Raw genomic sequence first — 19,071 nt, forward strand, 5'->3', positions numbered from 1 at the left:
GCCCCTTAGGGATTATGCTGGTTTTTTATTCTGGCAAAGCCTTTGTACTCAGAATGAAGTGCGGTTTGTAGGGCGTATTCAGATCAACCTCTTATAGGTCACTGAAAAATATTGCGTTATTTCCCTAAGGCCGCTAAGAGTTATTTCCGGATCGTCATAAAAACAGACAATAAGGCGAAGGAAATGAAACCACAAACACGCACGCACTTTACACTCTCTTTGTTAACCGCAGGGATCCTGTGCGCCAGCACGGCAACCTGGGCGGCTAAGGTGCCGGCAGGAACCCAGCTGGCAGATAAGCAGGAACTGGTCAGGAACAACGGCAGTGAACCCGCCTCGCTCGACCCGCATAAAGTCGAAAGCGATGTCGAATTCAATATTATCAGCGATTTATTCGACGGGCTGGTCAGCGTCTCTCCGGCAGGTGAAATCCAGCCGCGCCTGGCGGAGAAATGGGAAAATAAAGACAACACCGTCTGGACGTTCCATCTGCGCCCGGGCATTACCTGGAGCGATGGAACCCCCATCACCGCGGAAGATATTGTCTGGAGCTGGCAGCGGCTGGTCGACCCGAAAACCGCCTCTCCGTATGCCAGCTATCCCGGCAGTATGCGTATCGTCAACGGCACTGATATCGCAGAAGGCAAAAAAGCGCCCGAGTCGCTGGGGGTGAAAGCCATCAATGACACCACGCTGGAAGTGACGCTCACGCAACCTAACGCCGCTTTCCTGGCGATGCTGGCTCACCCGTCTCTGGTGCCAATTGATAAAGTCCTGGTAGGCCGTTTCGGTGATAAGTGGACCAAACCGGAGCACTTCGTCAGCAGCGGGGCCTATAAACTGTCACAGTGGGTGGTTAACGAACGCATTGTGGCGGTGCGTAACCCGAAATATTGGGATAACGAACATACCGTCATTAACAAGGTGACCTATCTGCCCATTTCCTCTGAAGCTGCTGACGTTAACCGCTACAAAGCGGGCGAAATCGACATTGTCTACACGGTGCCGATCAACCAGTTTGCTCAGCTGAAGAAAACGCTGGGGAGCGAGCTGGATGTATCGCCGCAGCTTGCCACCTATTATTACGAATTCAACACCACCCGGCCGCCGTTCAACGACGCCCGCGTGCGCAAGGCGCTGAACCTGGCGCTGGATAAAGACATTATCGCCGATAAAGTATTAGGGCAGGGTCAGCGCCCGGCATGGCTCATCAGCCAGCCGGATATTGGCGGCGTCAAGCTCCAGAACCCGGATTACGCCAGCTGGCCGATGGATAAACGCATTGCCGAGGCGAAAAAGCTGCTGGCCGAAGCCGGATTTAACGACAGCCATCCGCTCAGTTTTAATCTCCTCTATAACACCTCGGAATCGCACCAGCGTATTGCCATTGCCGCCAGCTCAATGTGGAAGAAGAACCTCGGCGTGGAGGCGAAGCTGCAAAATCAGGAGTGGAAAACCATGCTTGATACCATGCACACCCATAATTTTGACGCGGTACGCTACGCCTGGATTGCCGATTACGACGATGCGGCAACCTTCCTGAACAACTTCCGTACCGGGGACAGCCAAAACACCACTCAGTACAGCAATCCGGACTACGATCGGGCACTGGTGAACGCGGCGAAATCGAAAACGGCGGAGGAGCGCGGTAAATTCTACCAGCAGGCAGAAGATCTGCTGGGACGCGATGTCCCGGCGATCCCTGTTTATCATTACGTGCGCACGCACCTGGTGAAACCGTGGGTAGGGGGCTTCACGCCAGACAAGCTCGGGTACTACTACACCAAAGATATGTACATCAAAAAGCACTAACGATCCGCGGTGGATATTATGCTGTCAAAACGGCCAATCTGTCGTCTATTCAACCGATTAAACGCATTTTGGCTATTTTTAAAGCGAACGAATGCGCGCACTCTTTACAGCGCGCGGTGAGGTGTTTATAGTTCGCCTCACTTAGGAAGCGTGGCCGAGCGGTTGAAGGCACCGGTCTTGAAAACCGGCGACCCGAAAGGGTTCTAGAGTTCGAATCTCTACGCTTCCGCCAAATTCGAAACCCCTGCGATAGCAATATCGCAGGGGTTTTTGCTTTTGCGCCAGTCTTCCGTCATGCCACCATGTTGTAGCTTATCGTGATCCCGGCGTCGGCCTTGCAGACCTGAGCTTTTACGCACCAGGTGTCCTCGATGTTTACCGGCGTCAGAACCGCTTCGGGCGCGCCCGTGGCGGCGATCTGCCCGGCCTTCAGGAGGATCAGACGCTGGCAATAATTGGCTGCAAGATTGAGATCGTGCAGTGCAACCACCACCGTAAGCGGCAGCTGTGAAACGAGCCGCATCAGCTCCAGCTGGTGCTGAATGTCCAGGTGGTTTGTCGGTTCATCGAGCAACAGCACCTGCGGCTGCTGGGCCAGCGCGCGGGCTATCTGGCTTCGCTGGCGCTCTCCGCCAGACAAAGAGTGCCATCGCCGCTGGCGTAAGCGGCATAACTGCATCAGGCCAATCGCCTGCTCAACCGCAGCCTCATCGTCGCGCGAGGTTCTCTGGAATGTTTTCCGGTAGGGCGTACGCCCCAGTCTGACAATGTCCTCAACGGTCAGTTCTCCGTCGACCTCAGCATGTTGCGGGACAAACGCCATGTGCTGCGCGCGTTTTTTCAGCGGCATCATGCCGAGCGTTGTGCCATTAAGCGCCACGCGTTCGCTGAGTCGTGGAAACAGCCCGGCGAGACAGCGCAGCAGCGTCGACTTGCCCGAGCCGTTTGGCCCTAACAGGCCGATAATCTGCCCGGATGGCAGGTCGAGATCGATATTCTTAAGCACCGTCTGCGCTTGTCGGGTTACGGTTAACCCGGCCACAGTAATATTCATGGATGCTCCTTTCGGTTTTGATAAAGCAACGCCACAAAGACGGGGGCGCCCACCAGCGCAGTCACCACCCCGATGGGCAGAACCTGGTGCACAATCAGCGTGCGTGAGACGATATCGGCGAGGATCATAAAGTGGGCGCCGATAAGAAACGTCAGCGGGATCGAGCGACGATGGCCCGGCCCGCATAGCATGCGCGTCACATGGGGAATGACCAGCCCGACAAACCCCACTGCGCCGGTGGCGCTCACCAGCGTTGCGGTAACAATGGCACAGGTCAGCAATAAGACAATACGCACGGCGGTAACCGGGATCCCCAGCGTGGTGGAGACCTCATCCCCGAAGGTGAAGGTGTCCAGCGCCCGTGAAAAGAGCAATACCACCAGTAAACCCGCCAGCGTAACGGCCAGCGCCAGCAGCGCGTCAGGCCAGCGCACGCCGCTCAGACTTCCCAGCAGCCAGAACATGACGCTACGGGACTGCTCGGCATTGGCGGACGTGCTGACGACGTACGCGGTCATGGCGTTGAAGAGCTGGGTGCCCGCAATGCCAGCCAGCAAAATGCGCGACGGGCTTTCACTCATCCCGTTTGTTATCACCATGATGAGCGCAAAGGCGGCGCATGAGCCGACAAACGCACCGCTGCTCACGCCAATCACGCTTCCCCCCATGCCGAGAAGCATCACGCAGACGGCCCCCAGCGAGGCGCCCGCGGAAATCCCCAGCAGATAAGGCTCAGCCAGAGGGTTACGCAGGATCGACTGTAACACCAGCCCGCACAACGCCAGGCCGCCGCCGTTGCACGCGGCCATTACTGCCCGGCTCATGCGATATTGCCAGACGATACCTTCCTCCGTTTGCGGCAACGCATAAGAGGTCAAACCCAGTCCGTTGAGGATCGCTTTCCCGGTACTGGCATACGACACCGGCATATCCCCGATACTGGCGGCAAAGACCAGCATCAGCGGCAGCGCCATGGCACCTGCTGCCAGTAAACCCTGCTGGCGGCGGTCAAAAGCGAAATGACTCATTGTTCATCCTGGAAAGAAGCCAGCCGATCGCTGATAAGCTCAACCGCATCGACGTTACGCAATGAAGGGTTTAACGACATCGCTGGCACCACGATGATGTGGTTGTTCCTGACCGCAGGCATGTTCTTTGTCACCGGGTCACTGCGCAAGAACGCTTTTTTTACCTCAACCTCATCGGCAGGATAGAGCCTGCGGGACATCCCGGCGATAACAATCACGTCCGGCTGCGATCGGGCAATATGTTCCCACGTTACAGCGGGCCATTCGTCGTGAGAGTCAATAATGTTCTTCAACCCCAGCGTGCGGCTAATCCAGCCAGGCGCGCCGTAATTCCCCGCCACCCAGGGATCGCCATTCAGACGGCTGCTGGAGAACCAGAATACGACGCTAAGTTGTTTCGCGGAGGCGCGCGCCTGGGCCTTTTTAATACGCTCCGCCAGCGCACGATTGAGCTGCTCACCTCGCGCGGAAACATCAAAAATCGTCGCCAGATCTGTCACTTCCCGCGTAATTTCCGCCAGTGAAAACGGCGCGCTACGTGCTCCGTCTGCGTTTGAGGTTTCCGTTACCGTTTTATCCGTGCAGTCGGCAGGGGAGATCCACGTATTAATCCCCAGCGACGCAAACTGTTCACGGGTTCCCACTTCTCCCTGCGGACCAATGTGCCAGTGATACTGCGCGAGAACGAGTTCAGGTTTCTGCCCTACCACGGCCTCAAAGGAGGGGGAATTATCCGCAAGCCGGGGGAGGTTTTTCCCGGCATCCTCCAGCGTGGGTGGCAGCGTGCCGAACCAGACTGACGTCGCGGCGATGGTTTTCTCCAGCCCCAGTGCGAGCAGTAATTCTGTTTCATGCTGACCCACGGTCACGACGCGCTGAGGAGCCTGCGTAAAGGTCTGCTTTACGCCGCAATTTTCAATCGTGAGAGGCCAGGTGGTTGCGGCGAAAGCGGCAGGTGCCATGGAGAGCAGTGAAGCCAGAAATAACCCTTTTTTAAGTAACATAGAACGCTATCCGAAATTGTTATGTTATAACATAATACATATATTGCGATTGAGAGCAACACGCTCACCGTCGCTTGTTGCAGAAACGAAAGGCTGGACTATTCTCAACATACCCACCTGGCATTCGCGGGTTGCCTGAAAAATAACAAGATTTCTGACCTGGGGGAGTGAGGATGAAAAAGATCCTGCTCGCGTTTGCGTTCTGTTTTGCCGCCCTGAGCGCCTTCTCATCGTATGCCGCAGAGCCCCGCCAGGCGCCTACGGAGCAGGAGCGCGCCCGAACGGTCTATATCTTCCATCAGCCCATCGTCATGCTACAGGCGAAATTTGGCCTGACCACGCCGGAAGAGCGCGTTTTACGCATCCGCAACACCCTGCGCAATTTTACCGAGGCGGATGTGCGTGAGCCGCTCAGCATCGTCCCCGTGACCCGCTATAACCAGCAGGGACGGCTGATAGTGATGAACGGTAAACCTGTGATGCTGCTGACGGAAGGGGATTTGGACGAAGGGGACGATCTTACCCTCGATCAGGCCGCACAGCGCGTGCTGGCGCGCATGGAAGCACAGAGAATGGCGCTGCGCGATCAATACGATTCCGGCTGGCTGGCGCTGTCGACGGTAAAAGCTGCCGCTGGCCTGCTGGCGCTGTTGCTGCTCTGCTACGGCGCGTGGCGATCCTGGCGCTGGTTCCGGCGCGTCTACCGTCGGCGTATTGTGGAGAATCGCAGCCGGGTGCCGCAAAGCTGGCGGCGGTACATTGGCGCCATTGAGATTCGGCTTTACGCCTTGCTGATGTTCCTGCTGGGGTTGATCGGCTTTTACGTCTGGCTGAGCTGGGCATTCAGTCTGTTTCCGTGGACGCGGGTGTGGGGCACGTCGCTGGGAGACTGGACGCTTCGCGTGGTGCAGCAAATCGCCCTGGCGATTGTCTCGGCCTTGCCGGGGCTGACGATTGTTCTGATCATTTTCCTCATTACCGCTTTTATTCTGAAGCTTCTTAAGATGGTGCTGAATCAGGTGGAGGCTGGTCGTCTGCAACTTCCCGGCGTACATCCGGAAACCGTGGGGGCTACCCGTAAGCTCATTTCCGTTGCCGTCTGGCTATTTGCTCTCTCCGCCGCCTGGCCGTTTCTTCCCGGTGCAAACTCGCTGGCGTTTAAAGGTATTAGCGTCTTCTTTGGACTGATGTTAACGCTGGGTTCGGCAGGGGTGATGAACCATGCCATGAGCGGTCTGGTCCTGATTTACTCCCGCGCACTGCGTAAAGGCGATGTCATTCGGGTGGCGGATAACGAAGGTAAGGTCAGTGAAATTGGCATGCTGGCGACCAAAATTATTACCCGGGAAAATTATGTCGTTACCGTGCCCAACGCGGTGGTGGTGAGCGGTAAGATCACCAACCTGAGCGCGCTACAGCCCGATGGCAGCCTCAATCTGACGGTCAGCGTCACTATCGGTTATGACACCCCATGGCGTCAGGTGCATGCCATGCTGGAGCTGGCCGCGAAACGGGCAAAAGGGATTGACCTTTCCGAGCCGCCGCTGGTGCGCCAGTTAGGGTTAATGGACTGGTATATCGCTTACGAATTGCAGGTCCGCCTGCTGCCCGATCAGTCCCTCGCGGTTGCCCGCAATGAACTGCATAGCCAGATACAGGATGTGTTTAACGAATTTAACGTGCAGATCATGTCCCCGAATTTTGTTATGCAGCCAGAGGGCAGCGTGATGGTTGCCAAAGAGAACTGGTATACCGCGCCAGCCAAACCCCCTCAGGGCGAAACGTGACGGTCCGGTTTTTCCGTGGCAAGGCAAAATGTCACAGCTTTTAATCGACGATCGCCGATTTTACACGGGTCATCGCCAGAATGTTTTTTGAGCGCATATTTAATTTCTCGATGATCCTCACGCGGTAGGTGCTGGTCGTTTTTTGTGACAGTTGCAGCTTTTTCGCGATCTCATGGTTTTCCAAATGAAACAGCTTCAGCACGTCATACTCGCGTCGCGTAAAGGAGTGTGTCCTGAGCGCCCGGTAAAAGCGCATCAGTTGCTGAAAAGGGTGAGCAGTAAAATGCATCGACGAATAGATAATATTATCTATTCTCACCGCGCGGTTGGCTTCTATCTCATGCATCAGGACAATGTAATCACGCTTAACTTTTTTGACCTGCCGAATGGTTTTATTGCGTAACTTATCCTGTTCAATCGCAATGATAAAATCCATCGCCTGATCGACCCCATCAAGATCGTGAATATCCGCGTCATCGCGAATCAAATGGGTTGATGTCAGGGAGCTTGATACACCATGGCAAAGGTAATAGTTATCACTGATAAATAAAAAATTCATAATCGTCGTTAAATAAAGTCATGGCTAATCTCTTATCGCAGTGATCCACGGTTAATGGGTGTTGTGCGAAAAAGAGTCTAAATGACCACCCGCGAATCTAATAAACGTTATGAATGTAAAAATAAATGTTTACATTTTAACCAGTCGATGACGAAGAAATCAGCGGGACGGAAGGGGACGACGAAAGACGTGTAACGTTATGCAATTTCGTGCTTTACATCATGCTCAGAGATGTTTATAGTGCGCCTCACTTTGGAAGCGTGGCCGAGCGGTTGAAGGCACCGGTCTTGAAAACCGGCGACCCGAAAGGGTTCTAGAGTTCGAATCTCTACGCTTCCGCCAAATTCGAAAACCCTGCGATAGCAATATCGCAGGGTTTTTTCGTTATTCCAGCCCCAGCGTATACTGCGCAATTTTGAAGTAGATAATCAGCCCGGTGCCGTCGATTAGCGTGGCGATAAACGGTGCGGAGACCACCGCTGGGTCGATTTTGCAGCGTTTCAGTACCATCGGGATCACCGACGAGACGATAGCGCTCCACAGCGTAATGCAGACCAGCGTCAGGCTGACGATGAGCGTGATTTCCATCCCAATGCCCATCATCCAGGCGCGAACGCAACCCGCCAGACCCAGCGTGGCGGCAATCATTAACGAGGTGCTCATCTCTTTGCGCAGCACGCGACCCACATCGCGAAGGTGGACTTCACCCAGCGCCATGGCGCGCACCAGCGTCGAGGTGATCTGCGTCCCGCTGTTTCCGCCGGTGCCAATCAGCAGCGGAATAAAGAACGCCAGCGCAATGGCGGATTCCAGCGCCTCTTCAAAATGCTGGATCACCGAGCTGGTATACGCTTCCGCGACAAACAGCAGCAGCAGCCAGACGGAGCGTTTCTTCCACAGGCTGAAGGCGCTGGTTTCCAGATAGGGCTTCTCCAGCGGCAGCGTCGCCCCCTGAAGCTGGGCATCTTCAGTAACGTCATCTTCCAGCAGATGGGCGATTTCACGCTCGGTAAGGCAGCCCACCAGCTTGCCGTGGGTCACCACCGGCACTACATCCGCACCCGCATGCGCCAGCAGCCCGGCGACATCCGCCCGCTCATCTTCCGGTTTGAGCTGAATAAAATCCGATATCATCAACCCCTTAACGGGCTGCACGGTGTCGGTGGCCTGCAACAATTTGCGTACGGCGATCAAACCCGCGAGGCGACCGTTATCTTCGATAAAAATATGCGACGGAATATCATCATCTTTTAATTTTTCAAAGAACTGCTCGCGTGCCAGAGCCACGCATAATGAAATATCAATAACGATAAAATCGGTATTCATATATTGCGCGATGGCGCTGTCATTGAAAGCCAGGTTTTGGTTGTGAATAGCGTAAGACATAGTAAATTCCCTTTGAATAATAAAATCTCTCAGGGGCGAGCAAGACAGGGCATGTCGGAAAGGAGATCCCCACGTCCTGGGTTCAGCACTGTACACCGTATCCCGCAAGGGAAGTTATACTGACAAAGCCTTGATTCGACAGTGCCTGTTTTACCCTGTGCCGGTTCTCTCGAACCCACCAGAGCGATAACGTTTATTTGTACAGGAGCCTCGCCATAACGAGATCGTTGTAAAACGAGAGGGATAATACGCTTATTTAAAACTGCTGCTGAGGAATTTTAATAATGTTGAAGAACGGTTTAAATGAATAGTATTAAACGCATGTTGAGGTTTTATTTAACTGCTTTCTTTTTAAATGGAGAATTCATTTGTTACCGGAGAGAGTAAAATGGCATGGCTGGACACGCTGCTGGATCATTTTGCGCATTATCCGACGCATCTGTTCGCGCTGCTCGTTGTTATGGCGTTGAGTAAATCGACGGTGCTGGTCTCCTCGGTGCTGCCGCCCGCATCGGTCATGCTGATGGCGGGGATCGCCGTCAGCCAGTCGAGTCTGCATCCCGGAATGACGTGGCTGGCGGTGGTGATGGGCGCTACGGCAGGTTCGGTGCTGAATTACCATATCGGCCAGCTGATGGGGCATACCCGGCTGGTGTCACGCCTCACCGCAAAACATGCCGATAAGTTTCTGCGGGTACAGCATCAGCTGCAAAAGCACGGCGTAGTCGCGCTGTTCACGTCGCGTTTCCTGGCGGTGCTGCGTTATATCGTGCCGCTGGCGGCCGGCATGCTCAGGATGAGCGCGATGAAGGTTTACGTCGTTAGCCTGCTGTCAGCCTGCGCATGGGCGGCGCTGTATGTCGGCATCGTCACCGGCATCAGCATCTGAACGTATTCATCAGTTTGAGAAATGCTTCCCGAAAAAACGGTCACCAGTCTGTCACACTCAGCGTAACGATAAAAACGCATGAGGAAAAAGGGATGAGAAAAGCACTACTCGCTGTCGCCGTGGCAGGAACGTTTTCAGTGACGTTTGGGGCGCAGGCACAGGACACGCCGGATGGCTATCAGCTGGAACAGGTGCTCATCATGAGCCGCCACAACCTGCGCGCGCCGCTTGCCAATAACGGCAGCGTGCTGGAGCAGTCCACGCCCAAGCAGTGGCCGGAGTGGGACGTCCCGGGTGGACAGCTCACCACCAAAGGCGGCGTACTGGAAGTGTATATGGGTCACTATATGCGCGAGTGGCTGGCAGAGCAGGGAATGGTGAAGACGGGTGAATGCCCGCCAGCGGATACCGTCTATGCCTACGCCAACAGCCTCCAGCGCACCGTGGCGACCGCGCAGTTCTTTATCACCGGCGCGTTCCCCGGGTGCGATGTTCCTGTGCATCATCAGGAAAAAATGGGCACCATGGACCCCACCTTCAATCCGGTCATTACCGATAACTCCCCTGAGTTTCGCGAGAAAGCGCTGAAAGCGATGGAGACGGAACGGCAGAAAATGCAGCTGGATGAAAGCTACAAACTGCTGGAACAGCTGACAAACTACAGCGACTCGCCGTCCTGCAAGGAGAAAAAAGTCTGCTCCCTGACGGAGGCGAAAGATACGTTCAGCGCCGATTATGAAAAAGAGCCGGGCGTCTCCGGGCCGCTGAAGGTGGGTAACTCGCTGGTAGATGCTTTCACGCTACAGTATTACGAAGGCTTCCCGACAGACCAGGTTGCCTGGGGGGAAATCAAAACCGATCAGCAGTGGCGCGTACTGTCGAAGCTGAAAAACGGCTATCAGGACTCGCTGTTTACGTCGACGGAGGTGGCGCAGAACGTGGCTAAACCGCTGGTGAAGTACATTGATAAAGCGCTGGTGACCGACCAGGCAAAAGCGCCAAAAATCACCCTGCTGGTAGGGCACGACTCTAACATCGCCTCGCTGCTGACCGCGCTGGACTTCAGGCCTTATCAGCTGCACGACCAGCAGGAAAGAACCCCGATTGGCGGTAAAATTGTCTTCCAGCGCTGGCATGATAAAAACACTAACCAGGAGCTGATGAAAATTGAGTATGTTTACCAGAGTTCAGATCAGCTGCGTAACGCCAGCGTACTGTCGCTGCAATCCCCTGCGCAGCGCGTGACGCTGGAGCTGAAGGGCTGTCCGGTGGATGGCAACGGCTTCTGTCCTGTCGATAAATTCAATGCGGTGATGGATAACGCGGCGAAATAGAAAATAACCCCCCGCGTGGGCGGGGGGAACGTTCAGACGTTTTTACGTTCGATGGTTTGCTCGCCCCAGAACAGCGAGTCTTTGTCGGTTTTTTTGAAGGCGCGAACCAGCACTTCATCGTTGCCTTCTTCCCAAATCTGTTCAGCCAGCTTTTCGTCATAATTGGCGACTTCAAAGATGGCTTCGGCAATCTCCGGAGAGGTATTGCGTAAACTTGCCCATTCGCCCACGTGGTGAGCTTTGGATTCTTGAGTTGGCATACTTGTCCTCCTGTTAGGTTAGCCGTTCAGTTTTTTGGCAAGACCCGCGACGTATTCACCCTGATAGCGGGCGATTGAAAGTTCTTCATTGCTTGGCTGACGTGAACCATCCCCACCGGCAATCGTTGTTGCGCCATAGGGCGTACCACCACGGACCTGGGAGACATCAAACAGTTCCTGCGCGCCGTAGCCAATCGGCACAATGACCATCCCATGATGCGCAAGCGTTGTCCAGGTGGAAGTGATCGTCTGCTCCTGGCCGCCGCCCGTGCCGGTAGAGCTGAACACGCTGGCCAGCTTGCCGTATAACGCGCCGGAGGCCCAGAGCCCGCCCGTCTGGTCGAGGAAGGTGCGCATCTGGCCGGACATATTGCCGAAGCGGGTCGGGGTGCCGAAGATAATGGCATCATAGTCCGCGAGCTCCTGCGGGGTGGCGACCGGGGCGTTTTGTGTTTTCCCCCCGGCTTTGGCGAAGGCTTCCGCCTGCATGGTTTCCGGTACGCGTTTAACCACGACCTCAACGCCGTCTACTCTGTTTGCGCCTTCTGCTACTGCGTGAGCCATGGTTTCAATGTGTCCATACATGGAATAATAGAGCACCAGAACTTTTGCCATTTTGCATCACTCCTCGTTGGTTTTTCTTACAGCGGATCGCTGCGTTCCTTTAAAGATATGACATCACAGCCAGACTGCAAAAATGAACGGCATTTCTTTGATATATAACAATATCTTTTAGTTACGCGCCTTGTAGCAAAATGAAACAACTTTCGCGGCGCGGATTTTTCAAAATATAAGAATGGCTTATGAATGACTTCCTCAATATTTCATACGAAAGGCTGAGATCATGTTGCAGAATATTACCTCTCGCTTGCCGGATAGCCGCATTACACTAAGCTTAGTTTCACGCGGCACAGATAAAGGCACTGTCCTTGAGCCGCGAGGTGAAAGAATCCTCTTTTACTGAATGCAATATGATGTCTAATGTTTCACACTCTGGAGGTTAGAGATGGCAAACCATCGTGGTGGTTCAGGTAATTTCGCTGAAGACCGTGAAAGAGCATCAGAAGCAGGTCGTAAAGGTGGCCAGTCTAGCGGGGGCAACTTTAAAAACGACCCTCAGCGCGCATCAGAGGCTGGTAAAAAAGGGGGTAAAAATAGCCACGGCAGCAACAAGTAGTACTCCGGGTTAACTCTCTGCCGCCGGGTTTCCCGGCGGTTTTTTTATGTCTGCTACATTGAACTGTCATCAAAGGCATCGCACACTACAGGATTAATTCTTCGTGCTGGTGTCCCATGTCCGTTTCCCGTTTTACCTTCTCCATTAAGCCTCAGGAAGCCATCCTGATTTTGATCACCATGTTCTGGGGCGGAACCTTTCTTGCCGTTCAGTACGCGGTCACAATGAGCGATCCGTTTTTCTTTGTAGGGCTGCGCTTTGCAACCGCGGCGGTTGCCGTGGCGCTTATTTCACTGAAAACCCTGCGCGGATTGACCCTGAGAGAGCTTAAAGCGGGTGTCGCCATTGGCGTGGCGATTGCCATGGGTTACAGCCTGCAAACGTGGGGGCTCCAGTCTATCTCCAGCAGTAAATCCGCCTTCATCACCGCCATGTACGTACCGCTGGTGCCGCTGTTGCAGTGGCTGTGCCTCGGCAGAATGCCGGGCCTGATGTCGTGCATTGGCATCGTGCTGGCGTTCATCGGCCTTATTTTATTAGCCGGGCCGGAAAATAATCTGCTGGCGCTGGGGCCGGGGGAGATCATCACTCTGGTGGGGGCCGTCGCCATTGCGGCAGAAATTATTCTGATTAGCGCCTGGGCAGGAAAAGTGGACGTCAAGCGGGTGACGGTGGTGCAGCTTGCCACCGCGTCGCTGGTGGCGTTCGCGACGATGGTGCCGGCAGGGGAGTCCGTCCCGCCGATGTCTACCGGGCTTATCGTCGTGGCGCTGGGGCTGGGTATTTTCAGCGCCATTATCCAGGTTACCATGAACTGGGCGCAGCGCAGCGTATCCCCGACACGGGCGACGGTCATTTACACCGGTGAACCGGTGTGGGCGGGTATTTTCGGGCGACTCGCCGGGGAGCGTCTGCCGCTGCTGGCGCTGGTGGGCGCGGCATTTATTATCGCCGGGGTGCTGGTGAGCGAGTTGAAGTTAAAAAAACGACGTAAGGCGACTGCCGGATTGAGCGCTGAACAAGGGGCAGATAGCTAACAACGCGCACCCTGTCCGTTTAGCCCGGCGGCGCTTCGCTTGCTCGGGCCTACTTGCCAATTGTAGGCCGGGTAAGCGTAGCGTCACCCGGCAAGAATGCGGCACGTATTTCAGGTGGAAGGGGTGATGGCTTTTCCTTGCGGTACATCCCTTTTCCGGCGGCTCAGCAGGGCGTTGAGCAGGATCGCGCCGAAGGTCGCCGTGCCAATCCCGCCTACCGTAAACCCGCCCAGCGTCAGGGCGAAATCACCCGCCCCCAGCACCAGTGTCACCGCCACCATGATCAGGTTACCATTCTGGCTCAGATCAACATGATTCTGCACCCAGATACGTGCCCCCGCGACGGCAATAAGACCAAATACCACAATCGAGGCGCCGCCAATCACGGGTGCCGGGATGGTGTGGATCAATGCGCCGAATTTTGGGGAAAAGCCGAGCAGCATCGCCATCACCGCCGCCGCCACGAAGACCAGCGTCGAGTAGACTTTGGTCACTGCCATCACGCCGATGTTTTCCGCGTAGGTCGTCACGCCGCTGCCGCCGACCGAGCCGGAGAGCATGGTCGCCAGACCGTCTCCCACAAACGCCCGTCCCATATACGGGTCCATATTGCGGCCGGTCATTCCCGCTACGGCTTTCAAATGGCCCAGGTTTTCAGCCACCAGAATCACCGCGACAGGCGCGATGAGCATCATCGCCTGAGCGTTAAAGGTGGGCGAGGTTATGTGCGGCATGCCGAACCAGGCGGCCTGATGAATCAGTGTGAAATCAACCGGTTTGCCGAGGCCGAACACGTTCGCCAGCAGCGCGTAGACCAGACAGGCCGCAATCAGCCCGACCAGGATCAGCAGCCGCTGGATCATGCCGCGCGTAAAGACCGCCACCACGCCGATGCACAGCACCGTAATCACCGCCATCCAGCTTTCAAACGGTGAGCCGGAAACGCTCTTCACCGCAATCGGCGCGAGGTTCAGGCCTATCGCCATCACCACCGCCCCGGTGACGACGGGGGGCATCATCCGCTCGATCCAGCGCGTGCCGACTTTCATCACCACCAGACCGGTCAGGGTATAGACCAGCCCACAGGCGATAATGCCGCCGAGGGCCACGCTCAGGTTGGGATTAATACCCTGACCGTTAAACCCGGTCGCTGCAATGACCACTCCAACGAAGGCGGCGCTGGAGCCCAGATAGCTGGGCACACGCCCGCCGGTGACAAAAAAGAACAGCAGGGTACCCATACCCGACATCAAAATGGCGAGGTTAGGATCCAGCCCCATCAGCATGGGCATCAGCACCGTCGCACCAAACATCGCGACCGCATGCTGCACGCCCATCACCATTGTCTGCCCGAGCGGGAGCCTTTCATCCGGCGCGACCACGCCTGCTTCTGTGGAGGTCGATTTCAACTGCCAGTGGGGAAGTCCGAACATGATCTGTCTCCTGAATGCGGATTAACAGGCGGGTCGCATAAGTGCGTGATAGCCGCGGTCGAACCACACCAGCCCTTGCGGCGCCGGGTGGCGTACGATGGATACGATGTCGCAAAACAGAATGTCGTGAGTGCCAACGCTCACCACCTGGCTGATGCGGCAGTCGAACGAGGCCAGCGCATTTTCCAGACGCGGGCAGCCCGTGTCGCCTGTCTGCCAGCGGGCAGCGGCAAAGCGGTCCGCCATCGGCGTTTTCCCGCCAAACAGGCTGGATAAAGGCTCCTGTCCGGCACTCAGCGTGTTAACGCACAGGGTGCGGTTCTCGCTGAAAATCGGCCAGACCGACGAGCCACGGTTGAGGCAAACCAGCAGAGTGGGCGGGGTATCGGTTACGCTGCATACCGCGCTTGCGGTAAAGCCCGCCATTCCCGCCGGGCCGTCGGTGGTGATGATATTGACCGCCGCACCGACGCAGGCCATGGCATCACGGAACGTTTGTTGATCAAGGGTCGTCATGATGGCTCCTTATTTACGCCAGCCCGCAGGCGTCTTCGAAGGTCAGACGCGGCAGGCGTCCGTACAGTTCGGTCGTATCGCCGTAGCCGATGTTGATCAGCAGATTGCTTTTAAGCAGCGTGCCCGTGAAAAAGGCCGCGTCCACTTTTTCCCGGTCAAAACCGGACATCGGCCCGGTGTCGAGCCCGAGCGCGCGGCAGGCGAAAATCAGGAACGCGGCCTGCATTGAGCTGTTGCGAAAGGCGGTTTCTTCCGCCAGCGCGGGGCTTGCGGTAAACCAGCTTCTGGCATCGCCGTGCGGGAACAGTTCAGGCAGGCGCTCATAAAACTCGCTGTCCCAGGCGACAATCGCCGTGACCGGGGCAGTGAGCGTTTTCTCAAGGTTGCCGCTGGAGAGCGCCGGGCGCAGCTTTTCTTTTCCTTCCGGGCTTCGCACAAACACAATGCGCGCCGGGGAGCAGTTGGCGGACGTCGGCCCCCATTTCATCAGGTCATAAATCTCGCGCAGCGTCTCGTCACTGACCGGTATATCCAGCCAGCCGTTATGGGTACGTGCGCCGGTAAACAGCGTTTCCAGCGCGGCGGGCGTGATGGCTTCGCTCATTCAAACTCCTTACAAAGCGGGTTCTGGGCTGTGCAGCAGGCTGGCAAGCCCGTTCAGCAGCAGAGTGTTAAAGATGTCCGGCGCGGTCACGTTGCAGGCATGCCCGCCCTGGCGCATGACCGTTTTGCGGGCGTGCGGGAGTGCGGCGTGCAGTTCATCAGAACAGACGGACGGCACCAGCAGATCGTCGGTGGAACAGATAATCTGCACGGGGCAGCGAACGCGTGCAGCGTGGCGGCTGAAATCGGCCTGCTTCAGCGCATGCAGCCTGCGCAGCAGATTGGCTTTGCCCTGAAAATGGGCCAGCGCCAGCGCGTCCTCGGCCTCCAGCCGCGGGGCGCGGGCGGCCATCCAGTCTGCCGGGTAGAGGAACAAGGGCTGTGCCTCTACCCACGCCTGCGCGCCGCCCGCATGCAGCAGACGTTCGCGAACGTCAAAACAGCGTCGGGTATGGGCATTGAGCGTCAGCCAGCCGTTGACGCAGACCAGCGCGGTAAGGGCGTCGGGCTTATCGATGGCCAGCCGCAGGCCCACCAGCGCCCCCAGCGCGTGGCCGACCACGCAGTAACGGGCGATCCCTGCCCCGGCTAACGCCAGTGCGAGCTCGTCGGCCATGTGTGCGAGGGTGTAGTCTTCCGGCAGGGTATCCGGGTTATCCCCCGTGCCCCGCTGGTCGTAGCACACCACCTGATACTCCTGCCCCAGCACGGCGAGCTGAGGCAGCCAGTAGCTCCCGCTGCCGCCGAGCCCGGCAATCAGTACCACCACGGGCGCGCCCGCAAAGGGGGGCGGGGAAATGGACAGTTTCATGGCGGCCTCACTTCGCGATGTGCGCAACGGTGGCAATTTCAACCAGCGCTTCGGGCTTTACCAGCCCGCACTGGATGCAAAACCGCGCCGGTTTATCGCCGGGGAAAAACTCCGCGTAGATTTCGTTAATCGCGGCGTAGTTTTTCCAGTCGGTGATAAAGATGCTGTTGAAGGTCACGTCCTCCATCGTACCACCCGCCGTTTCGATCACGGTTTTGATCGTCTCCAGCACGTGGCGGGTTTGCCCCTTTGGGTCGTTGATAAACACCACGTTGTTGTCTTTATCAAACGGCAGCGTGCCCGAGACATACACCACGCCGTCGGCGAGGGTGCCGGGAACGAAGGGGGCAATCGGAGTGCTGGTGCCCGGCGGAATAATCACGGATTTCGGCATAGCGGTTCTCCTCAGGCGATACGGGCGAGCGGGGGATCCAGCGCGTCGCAGAAATCATTGACGTTACTGACCCAGCCAAAAAAGGTTTCGATATTGAACAGGGCGGCTTTCTGGGCAAAATCCGGCCCGGCCTGATGGGTAGCGTCTTCCAGCACCACGCCAAAATACTCGAGGAAAAAGCCGTCGCGCAGGGTCGACTCCACGCAGACGTTGGTGGCAATGCCCGTAAAGACCAGATGACGAATGCCCCGGCTGCGCAGCAGGCTGTCGAGCGGGGTATTGAAAAAGCCGCTGTAGCGCGGTTTCGGCAGTACGATATCGCTGGCTTCCGGTACCAGCTCATCCACCAGTTGATAATCCCAGCCGCCTTTCGCCAGCAGCGTGCCCTGGAGTTCTGGCCGTTGGCGCATGGTTTTCAGGGCGTTGGATTTGTGAAAGTTGGGGGAGCCGGGACCACCAGCTTCGACGTACTGGTCGTCCCAGCCGTTCTGGAACCAGACGATGAGCATGCCCGCAGCGCGCGCAGCGTGCACGGCGGTTTTAATGTTCTCGATCACCGGCTGCGTGGTGGAGACGTCAAACCCGGCCAGATCCAGATACCCGCCTTTACTGGCATAGGCGTTTTGCATATCCACCACGATCAGCGCGCTGCGCTGCGCGTCAAAGGTAATGGCTTCCGGGCGAGCGTTGAGGGTCGTCATTACGCCACCTCCTTCGTCACGGCAGGGATGTGGGCGCGGCACTGCATCAGCGGCTGAATGCGCTCGCCGAAGGTTTCCACGCCGGTGAGAAAATCATCGAAGGTCAGCAGCACGCCTTCGGCGCCGGGCACGGCAGCCACTTCGTCGAGCATTCTGGCGACGCTGGCATACGAGCCAACCAGGGTGCCCATGTTGATATTGACGGCAGACGTCGGGTCGGCCATCTGGCGAACGTTGGTGTCCGCGCCGGAGCGGGTATCCTTCTGGCTCTGCTCGGTCAGCCAGCTCAGCGCTTCGTCATCCGCGCCGTCCTTGTATCGTTCCCATTTGGCGCGCGCGGCGTCATCGGTTTCGTCGGCAATCACCATAAACAGCACGTAGGAGCCCACGTCGCGCCCGGTTTTGTCGGCGGCCGCTTTCATGCGTGCCGCAGTGGGCGCGAAGGCGGCAGGGGTGTTAACGCCTTTACCGAAGCAGAAGTTGAAGTCGGCGTATTTCGAGGAAAATTCCATTCCCGCGTCGCTCTGCCCGGCGCAGATAACCTTCATCGGCACCGACGGCTGCGGGCTGACGCGGCAGTCGTTCATGGTGAAGAAATCGCCTTTGAAATCGCTTTTGCCGGTGCCCCACAGATCGTGCAGCACCTGCACATATTCAGTCAGGTAGTCGTAGCGACGGGAGAAGTAATCGTCCCCCGGCCAGATCCCCATCTGCTCGTACTCCGGCTTTTGCCAGCCGGTGACCAGGTTAACGCCAAAGCGCCCGCCGGAGATGGAGTCGATGGTGGAGGCCATCCGCGCCACGATCGCCGGGGGCAGGGTAAGGGTGGCGGCGGTGGCGTAGATCTGGATCCGCGAGGTGACCGCCGCCAGGCCCGCCATCAGGGTAAAGGACTCCAGGTTGTGGTCCCAGAATTCGGTCTTACCGCCGAAACCGCGCAGCTTGATCATCGAGAGCGCAAAGTCGAAATGGTAGTGCTCCGCTTTCTGCACGATGGCTTTATTCAGCTCAAAGGTCGGCATGTATTGCGGGGCAGTGGTCGAGATAAGCCAGCCGTTGTTGCCGATCGGTACAAATACGCCAATTTTCATCACGAACCTCTCTTCATTACGTCGCAGGTGTCACAATGTTTTTGCAAAGGCAGTGCCAGTTTTGAAAATCACTTTGTTATTAAGGTGTTAAATGATGGTTGTTAAAATTAACAGCGAAAATGTGGACTGGATGGTCAAAATCATTGCACAGAAAACAGGCACTCATGCGCGCTGAGGGTGCAGAAGGTCGTGGCG

Annotated in this window: 20 protein-coding genes, 2 tRNA genes and 1 riboswitch; of the genes, 8 read left to right on the top strand and 14 right to left on the bottom strand. The window is 56.7% G+C overall.

Annotated features, from left to right (window positions below; all coding sequences use genetic code 11):
* Positions 1 to 183 precede the first annotated feature (183 nt).
* Together ACOTXL_RS21530 and ACOTXL_RS21535 are read left to right on the top strand one after the other, a co-directional pair.
* Positions 184 to 1,812, top strand: a complete 1,629-nt coding sequence (locus ACOTXL_RS21530) for an ABC transporter substrate-binding protein (protein WP_023324418.1) — start codon at positions 184 to 186, stop codon at positions 1,810 to 1,812.
* A 144-nt stretch (positions 1,813 to 1,956) separates the two neighbouring features.
* A tRNA-Ser gene (locus tag ACOTXL_RS21535) sits at positions 1,957 to 2,044 on the top strand.
* A gap of 60 nt (positions 2,045 to 2,104) precedes the next feature.
* Here ACOTXL_RS21535 and ACOTXL_RS21540 read toward each other — a convergent pair.
* The 3 genes from ACOTXL_RS21540 to ACOTXL_RS21550 are packed head-to-tail and all read right to left on the bottom strand — an operon-like array spanning position 2,105 to position 4,898.
* Complete coding sequence (locus ACOTXL_RS21540) at positions 2,105 to 2,866, bottom strand: ABC transporter ATP-binding protein (protein ID WP_045324465.1); 762 nt, start codon at positions 2,864 to 2,866, stop codon at positions 2,105 to 2,107.
* Positions 2,863 to 3,894: a FecCD family ABC transporter permease gene (locus ACOTXL_RS21545; RefSeq protein ID WP_032608974.1), complete on the bottom strand. Its 1,032-nt coding sequence runs from the start codon at positions 3,892 to 3,894 to the stop codon at positions 2,863 to 2,865. Before ACOTXL_RS21545 ends, ACOTXL_RS21540 begins: the two co-directional genes overlap by 4 nt.
* On the bottom strand, positions 3,891 to 4,898 hold the full coding sequence (locus tag ACOTXL_RS21550; protein ID WP_022650752.1) for an ABC transporter substrate-binding protein: 1,008 nt from the start codon (positions 4,896 to 4,898) through the stop codon (positions 3,891 to 3,893). The genes ACOTXL_RS21545 and ACOTXL_RS21550 overlap by 4 nt, the downstream gene beginning before the upstream one ends.
* Positions 4,899 to 5,071: 173 nt before the next feature.
* Here ACOTXL_RS21550 and ACOTXL_RS21555 point away from each other — a divergent pair, with 173 nt between their 5' ends.
* A complete protein-coding gene (locus ACOTXL_RS21555; RefSeq protein WP_032608975.1) occupies positions 5,072 to 6,685 on the top strand; it encodes a mechanosensitive ion channel family protein in 1,614 nt (537 codons plus the stop codon).
* 40 nt (positions 6,686 to 6,725) lie between these two features.
* Here ACOTXL_RS21555 and ACOTXL_RS21560 read toward each other — a convergent pair whose 3' ends face one another.
* Complete coding sequence (locus tag ACOTXL_RS21560; protein ID WP_032657976.1) at positions 6,726 to 7,244, bottom strand: LuxR C-terminal-related transcriptional regulator; 519 nt, start codon at positions 7,242 to 7,244, stop codon at positions 6,726 to 6,728.
* 254 nt (positions 7,245 to 7,498) lie between these two features.
* On the opposite strand from ACOTXL_RS21560, the gene ACOTXL_RS21565 reads away from it, so the two are divergent.
* Positions 7,499 to 7,586 (top strand) — tRNA-Ser (locus ACOTXL_RS21565).
* A gap of 42 nt (positions 7,587 to 7,628) precedes the next feature.
* Here ACOTXL_RS21565 and ACOTXL_RS21570 read toward each other — a convergent pair.
* Positions 7,629 to 8,630: a magnesium transporter gene (locus ACOTXL_RS21570; protein ID WP_003858115.1), complete on the bottom strand. Its 1,002-nt coding sequence runs from the start codon at positions 8,628 to 8,630 to the stop codon at positions 7,629 to 7,631.
* A 60-nt stretch (positions 8,631 to 8,690) separates the two neighbouring features.
* Positions 8,691 to 8,860, bottom strand: a riboswitch (M-box (ykoK) riboswitch).
* Between the two features lie 158 nt (positions 8,861 to 9,018).
* Here ACOTXL_RS21570 and ACOTXL_RS21575 point away from each other — a divergent pair.
* The gene (locus tag ACOTXL_RS21575) at positions 9,019 to 9,519 is read left to right on the top strand and encodes a DedA family protein (RefSeq protein WP_023315778.1); all 501 of its coding nucleotides are present in this window, start codon (positions 9,019 to 9,021) and stop codon (positions 9,517 to 9,519) included.
* A gap of 92 nt (positions 9,520 to 9,611) precedes the next feature.
* A complete protein-coding gene (gene agp, locus ACOTXL_RS21580; RefSeq protein WP_023324425.1) occupies positions 9,612 to 10,853 on the top strand; it encodes a bifunctional glucose-1-phosphatase/inositol phosphatase in 1,242 nt (413 codons plus the stop codon).
* A gap of 32 nt (positions 10,854 to 10,885) precedes the next feature.
* Here agp and ACOTXL_RS21585 read toward each other — a convergent pair whose 3' ends face one another.
* Together ACOTXL_RS21585 and wrbA are read right to left on the bottom strand one after the other, a co-directional pair.
* Complete coding sequence (locus ACOTXL_RS21585) at positions 10,886 to 11,113, bottom strand: YccJ family protein (protein ID WP_003858110.1); 228 nt, start codon at positions 11,111 to 11,113, stop codon at positions 10,886 to 10,888.
* 18 nt (positions 11,114 to 11,131) lie between these two features.
* Positions 11,132 to 11,728 carry an NAD(P)H:quinone oxidoreductase gene (gene wrbA / locus ACOTXL_RS21590; protein WP_006809323.1) on the bottom strand — a complete coding sequence of 199 codons (597 nt, stop codon included), beginning with the start codon at positions 11,726 to 11,728 and terminating at the stop codon, positions 11,132 to 11,134.
* A gap of 391 nt (positions 11,729 to 12,119) precedes the next feature.
* On the opposite strand from wrbA, the gene ACOTXL_RS21595 reads away from it, so the two are divergent.
* Both ACOTXL_RS21595 and ACOTXL_RS21600 read left to right on the top strand, forming a co-directional pair.
* A complete protein-coding gene (locus tag ACOTXL_RS21595; RefSeq protein ID WP_001273664.1) occupies positions 12,120 to 12,290 on the top strand; it encodes a general stress protein in 171 nt (56 codons plus the stop codon).
* A 116-nt stretch (positions 12,291 to 12,406) separates the two neighbouring features.
* Positions 12,407 to 13,327: a DMT family transporter gene (locus tag ACOTXL_RS21600; RefSeq protein WP_003858106.1), complete on the top strand. Its 921-nt coding sequence runs from the start codon at positions 12,407 to 12,409 to the stop codon at positions 13,325 to 13,327.
* 110 nt (positions 13,328 to 13,437) lie between these two features.
* On the opposite strand, the gene rutG is transcribed toward ACOTXL_RS21600, so the two are convergent.
* From rutG to rutA, 7 genes are read right to left on the bottom strand one after another with little or no spacing between them, the layout of a single operon-like run.
* Positions 13,438 to 14,760 carry a pyrimidine utilization transport protein G gene (rutG, locus tag ACOTXL_RS21605; protein WP_039268798.1) on the bottom strand — a complete coding sequence of 441 codons (1,323 nt, stop codon included), beginning with the start codon at positions 14,758 to 14,760 and terminating at the stop codon, positions 13,438 to 13,440.
* A 21-nt stretch (positions 14,761 to 14,781) separates the two neighbouring features.
* Complete coding sequence (gene rutF / locus ACOTXL_RS21610; protein WP_045350151.1) at positions 14,782 to 15,276, bottom strand: NADH-dependent FMN reductase RutF; 495 nt, start codon at positions 15,274 to 15,276, stop codon at positions 14,782 to 14,784.
* Positions 15,277 to 15,289: 13 nt separating this feature from the next.
* The gene (locus ACOTXL_RS21615; protein WP_045350148.1) at positions 15,290 to 15,880 is read right to left on the bottom strand and encodes a malonic semialdehyde reductase; all 591 of its coding nucleotides are present in this window, start codon (positions 15,878 to 15,880) and stop codon (positions 15,290 to 15,292) included.
* 9 nt (positions 15,881 to 15,889) lie between these two features.
* The gene (gene rutD / locus ACOTXL_RS21620) at positions 15,890 to 16,690 is read right to left on the bottom strand and encodes a pyrimidine utilization protein D (protein WP_045350145.1); all 801 of its coding nucleotides are present in this window, start codon (positions 16,688 to 16,690) and stop codon (positions 15,890 to 15,892) included.
* Positions 16,691 to 16,697: 7 nt separating this feature from the next.
* Positions 16,698 to 17,084, bottom strand: a complete 387-nt coding sequence (rutC, locus tag ACOTXL_RS21625; RefSeq protein WP_003858097.1) for a pyrimidine utilization protein C — start codon at positions 17,082 to 17,084, stop codon at positions 16,698 to 16,700.
* An 11-nt stretch (positions 17,085 to 17,095) separates the two neighbouring features.
* Entirely contained in the window at positions 17,096 to 17,785 is a 690-nt protein-coding gene (rutB, locus tag ACOTXL_RS21630) for a pyrimidine utilization protein B (protein ID WP_003858095.1), read from the bottom strand.
* On the bottom strand, positions 17,785 to 18,876 hold the full coding sequence (gene rutA, locus ACOTXL_RS21635) for a pyrimidine utilization protein A (protein WP_045350143.1): 1,092 nt from the start codon (positions 18,874 to 18,876) through the stop codon (positions 17,785 to 17,787). The genes rutB and rutA overlap by 1 nt, the downstream gene beginning before the upstream one ends.
* Positions 18,877 to 19,071: the final 195 nt, after the last annotated feature.

Source organism: Enterobacter cloacae complex sp. IR5402, from assembly GCF_049238125.1.
Lineage (GTDB): Bacteria > Pseudomonadota > Gammaproteobacteria > Enterobacterales > Enterobacteriaceae > Enterobacter > Enterobacter hormaechei_C.

What these genes read in the sequence shown, in the direction of transcription:
- ACOTXL_RS21595 (WP_001273664.1), top strand. Translation starts at nt 12,120, where the DNA reads ATGGCAAACCATCGTGGTGGTTCAGGTAATTTCGCTGAAGACCGTGAA.
- rutB (WP_003858095.1), bottom strand. Translation starts at nt 17,785, where the DNA reads ATGACGACCCTCAACGCTCGCCCGGAAGCCATTACCTTTGACGCGCAG.
- ACOTXL_RS21530 (WP_023324418.1), top strand. Translation starts at nt 184, where the DNA reads ATGAAACCACAAACACGCACGCACTTTACACTCTCTTTGTTAACCGCA.
- ACOTXL_RS21615 (WP_045350148.1), bottom strand. Translation starts at nt 15,880, where the DNA reads ATGAGCGAAGCCATCACGCCCGCCGCGCTGGAAACGCTGTTTACCGGC.
- ACOTXL_RS21545 (WP_032608974.1), bottom strand. Translation starts at nt 3,894, where the DNA reads ATGAGTCATTTCGCTTTTGACCGCCGCCAGCAGGGTTTACTGGCAGCA.
- wrbA (WP_006809323.1), bottom strand. Translation starts at nt 11,728, where the DNA reads ATGGCAAAAGTTCTGGTGCTCTATTATTCCATGTATGGACACATTGAA.
- ACOTXL_RS21600 (WP_003858106.1), top strand. Translation starts at nt 12,407, where the DNA reads ATGTCCGTTTCCCGTTTTACCTTCTCCATTAAGCCTCAGGAAGCCATC.
- rutC (WP_003858097.1), bottom strand. Translation starts at nt 17,084, where the DNA reads ATGCCGAAATCCGTGATTATTCCGCCGGGCACCAGCACTCCGATTGCC.
- rutA (WP_045350143.1), bottom strand. Translation starts at nt 18,876, where the DNA reads ATGAAAATTGGCGTATTTGTACCGATCGGCAACAACGGCTGGCTTATC.
- ACOTXL_RS21585 (WP_003858110.1), bottom strand. Translation starts at nt 11,113, where the DNA reads ATGCCAACTCAAGAATCCAAAGCTCACCACGTGGGCGAATGGGCAAGT.
- rutF (WP_045350151.1), bottom strand. Translation starts at nt 15,276, where the DNA reads ATGACGACCCTTGATCAACAAACGTTCCGTGATGCCATGGCCTGCGTC.
- ACOTXL_RS21575 (WP_023315778.1), top strand. Translation starts at nt 9,019, where the DNA reads ATGGCATGGCTGGACACGCTGCTGGATCATTTTGCGCATTATCCGACG.
- ACOTXL_RS21540 (WP_045324465.1), bottom strand. Translation starts at nt 2,866, where the DNA reads ATGAATATTACTGTGGCCGGGTTAACCGTAACCCGACAAGCGCAGACG.
- agp (WP_023324425.1), top strand. Translation starts at nt 9,612, where the DNA reads ATGAGAAAAGCACTACTCGCTGTCGCCGTGGCAGGAACGTTTTCAGTG.
- ACOTXL_RS21550 (WP_022650752.1), bottom strand. Translation starts at nt 4,898, where the DNA reads ATGTTACTTAAAAAAGGGTTATTTCTGGCTTCACTGCTCTCCATGGCA.
- rutG (WP_039268798.1), bottom strand. Translation starts at nt 14,760, where the DNA reads ATGTTCGGACTTCCCCACTGGCAGTTGAAATCGACCTCCACAGAAGCA.
- ACOTXL_RS21570 (WP_003858115.1), bottom strand. Translation starts at nt 8,630, where the DNA reads ATGTCTTACGCTATTCACAACCAAAACCTGGCTTTCAATGACAGCGCC.
- ACOTXL_RS21560 (WP_032657976.1), bottom strand. Translation starts at nt 7,244, where the DNA reads ATGAATTTTTTATTTATCAGTGATAACTATTACCTTTGCCATGGTGTA.
- ACOTXL_RS21555 (WP_032608975.1), top strand. Translation starts at nt 5,072, where the DNA reads ATGAAAAAGATCCTGCTCGCGTTTGCGTTCTGTTTTGCCGCCCTGAGC.
- rutD (WP_045350145.1), bottom strand. Translation starts at nt 16,690, where the DNA reads ATGAAACTGTCCATTTCCCCGCCCCCCTTTGCGGGCGCGCCCGTGGTG.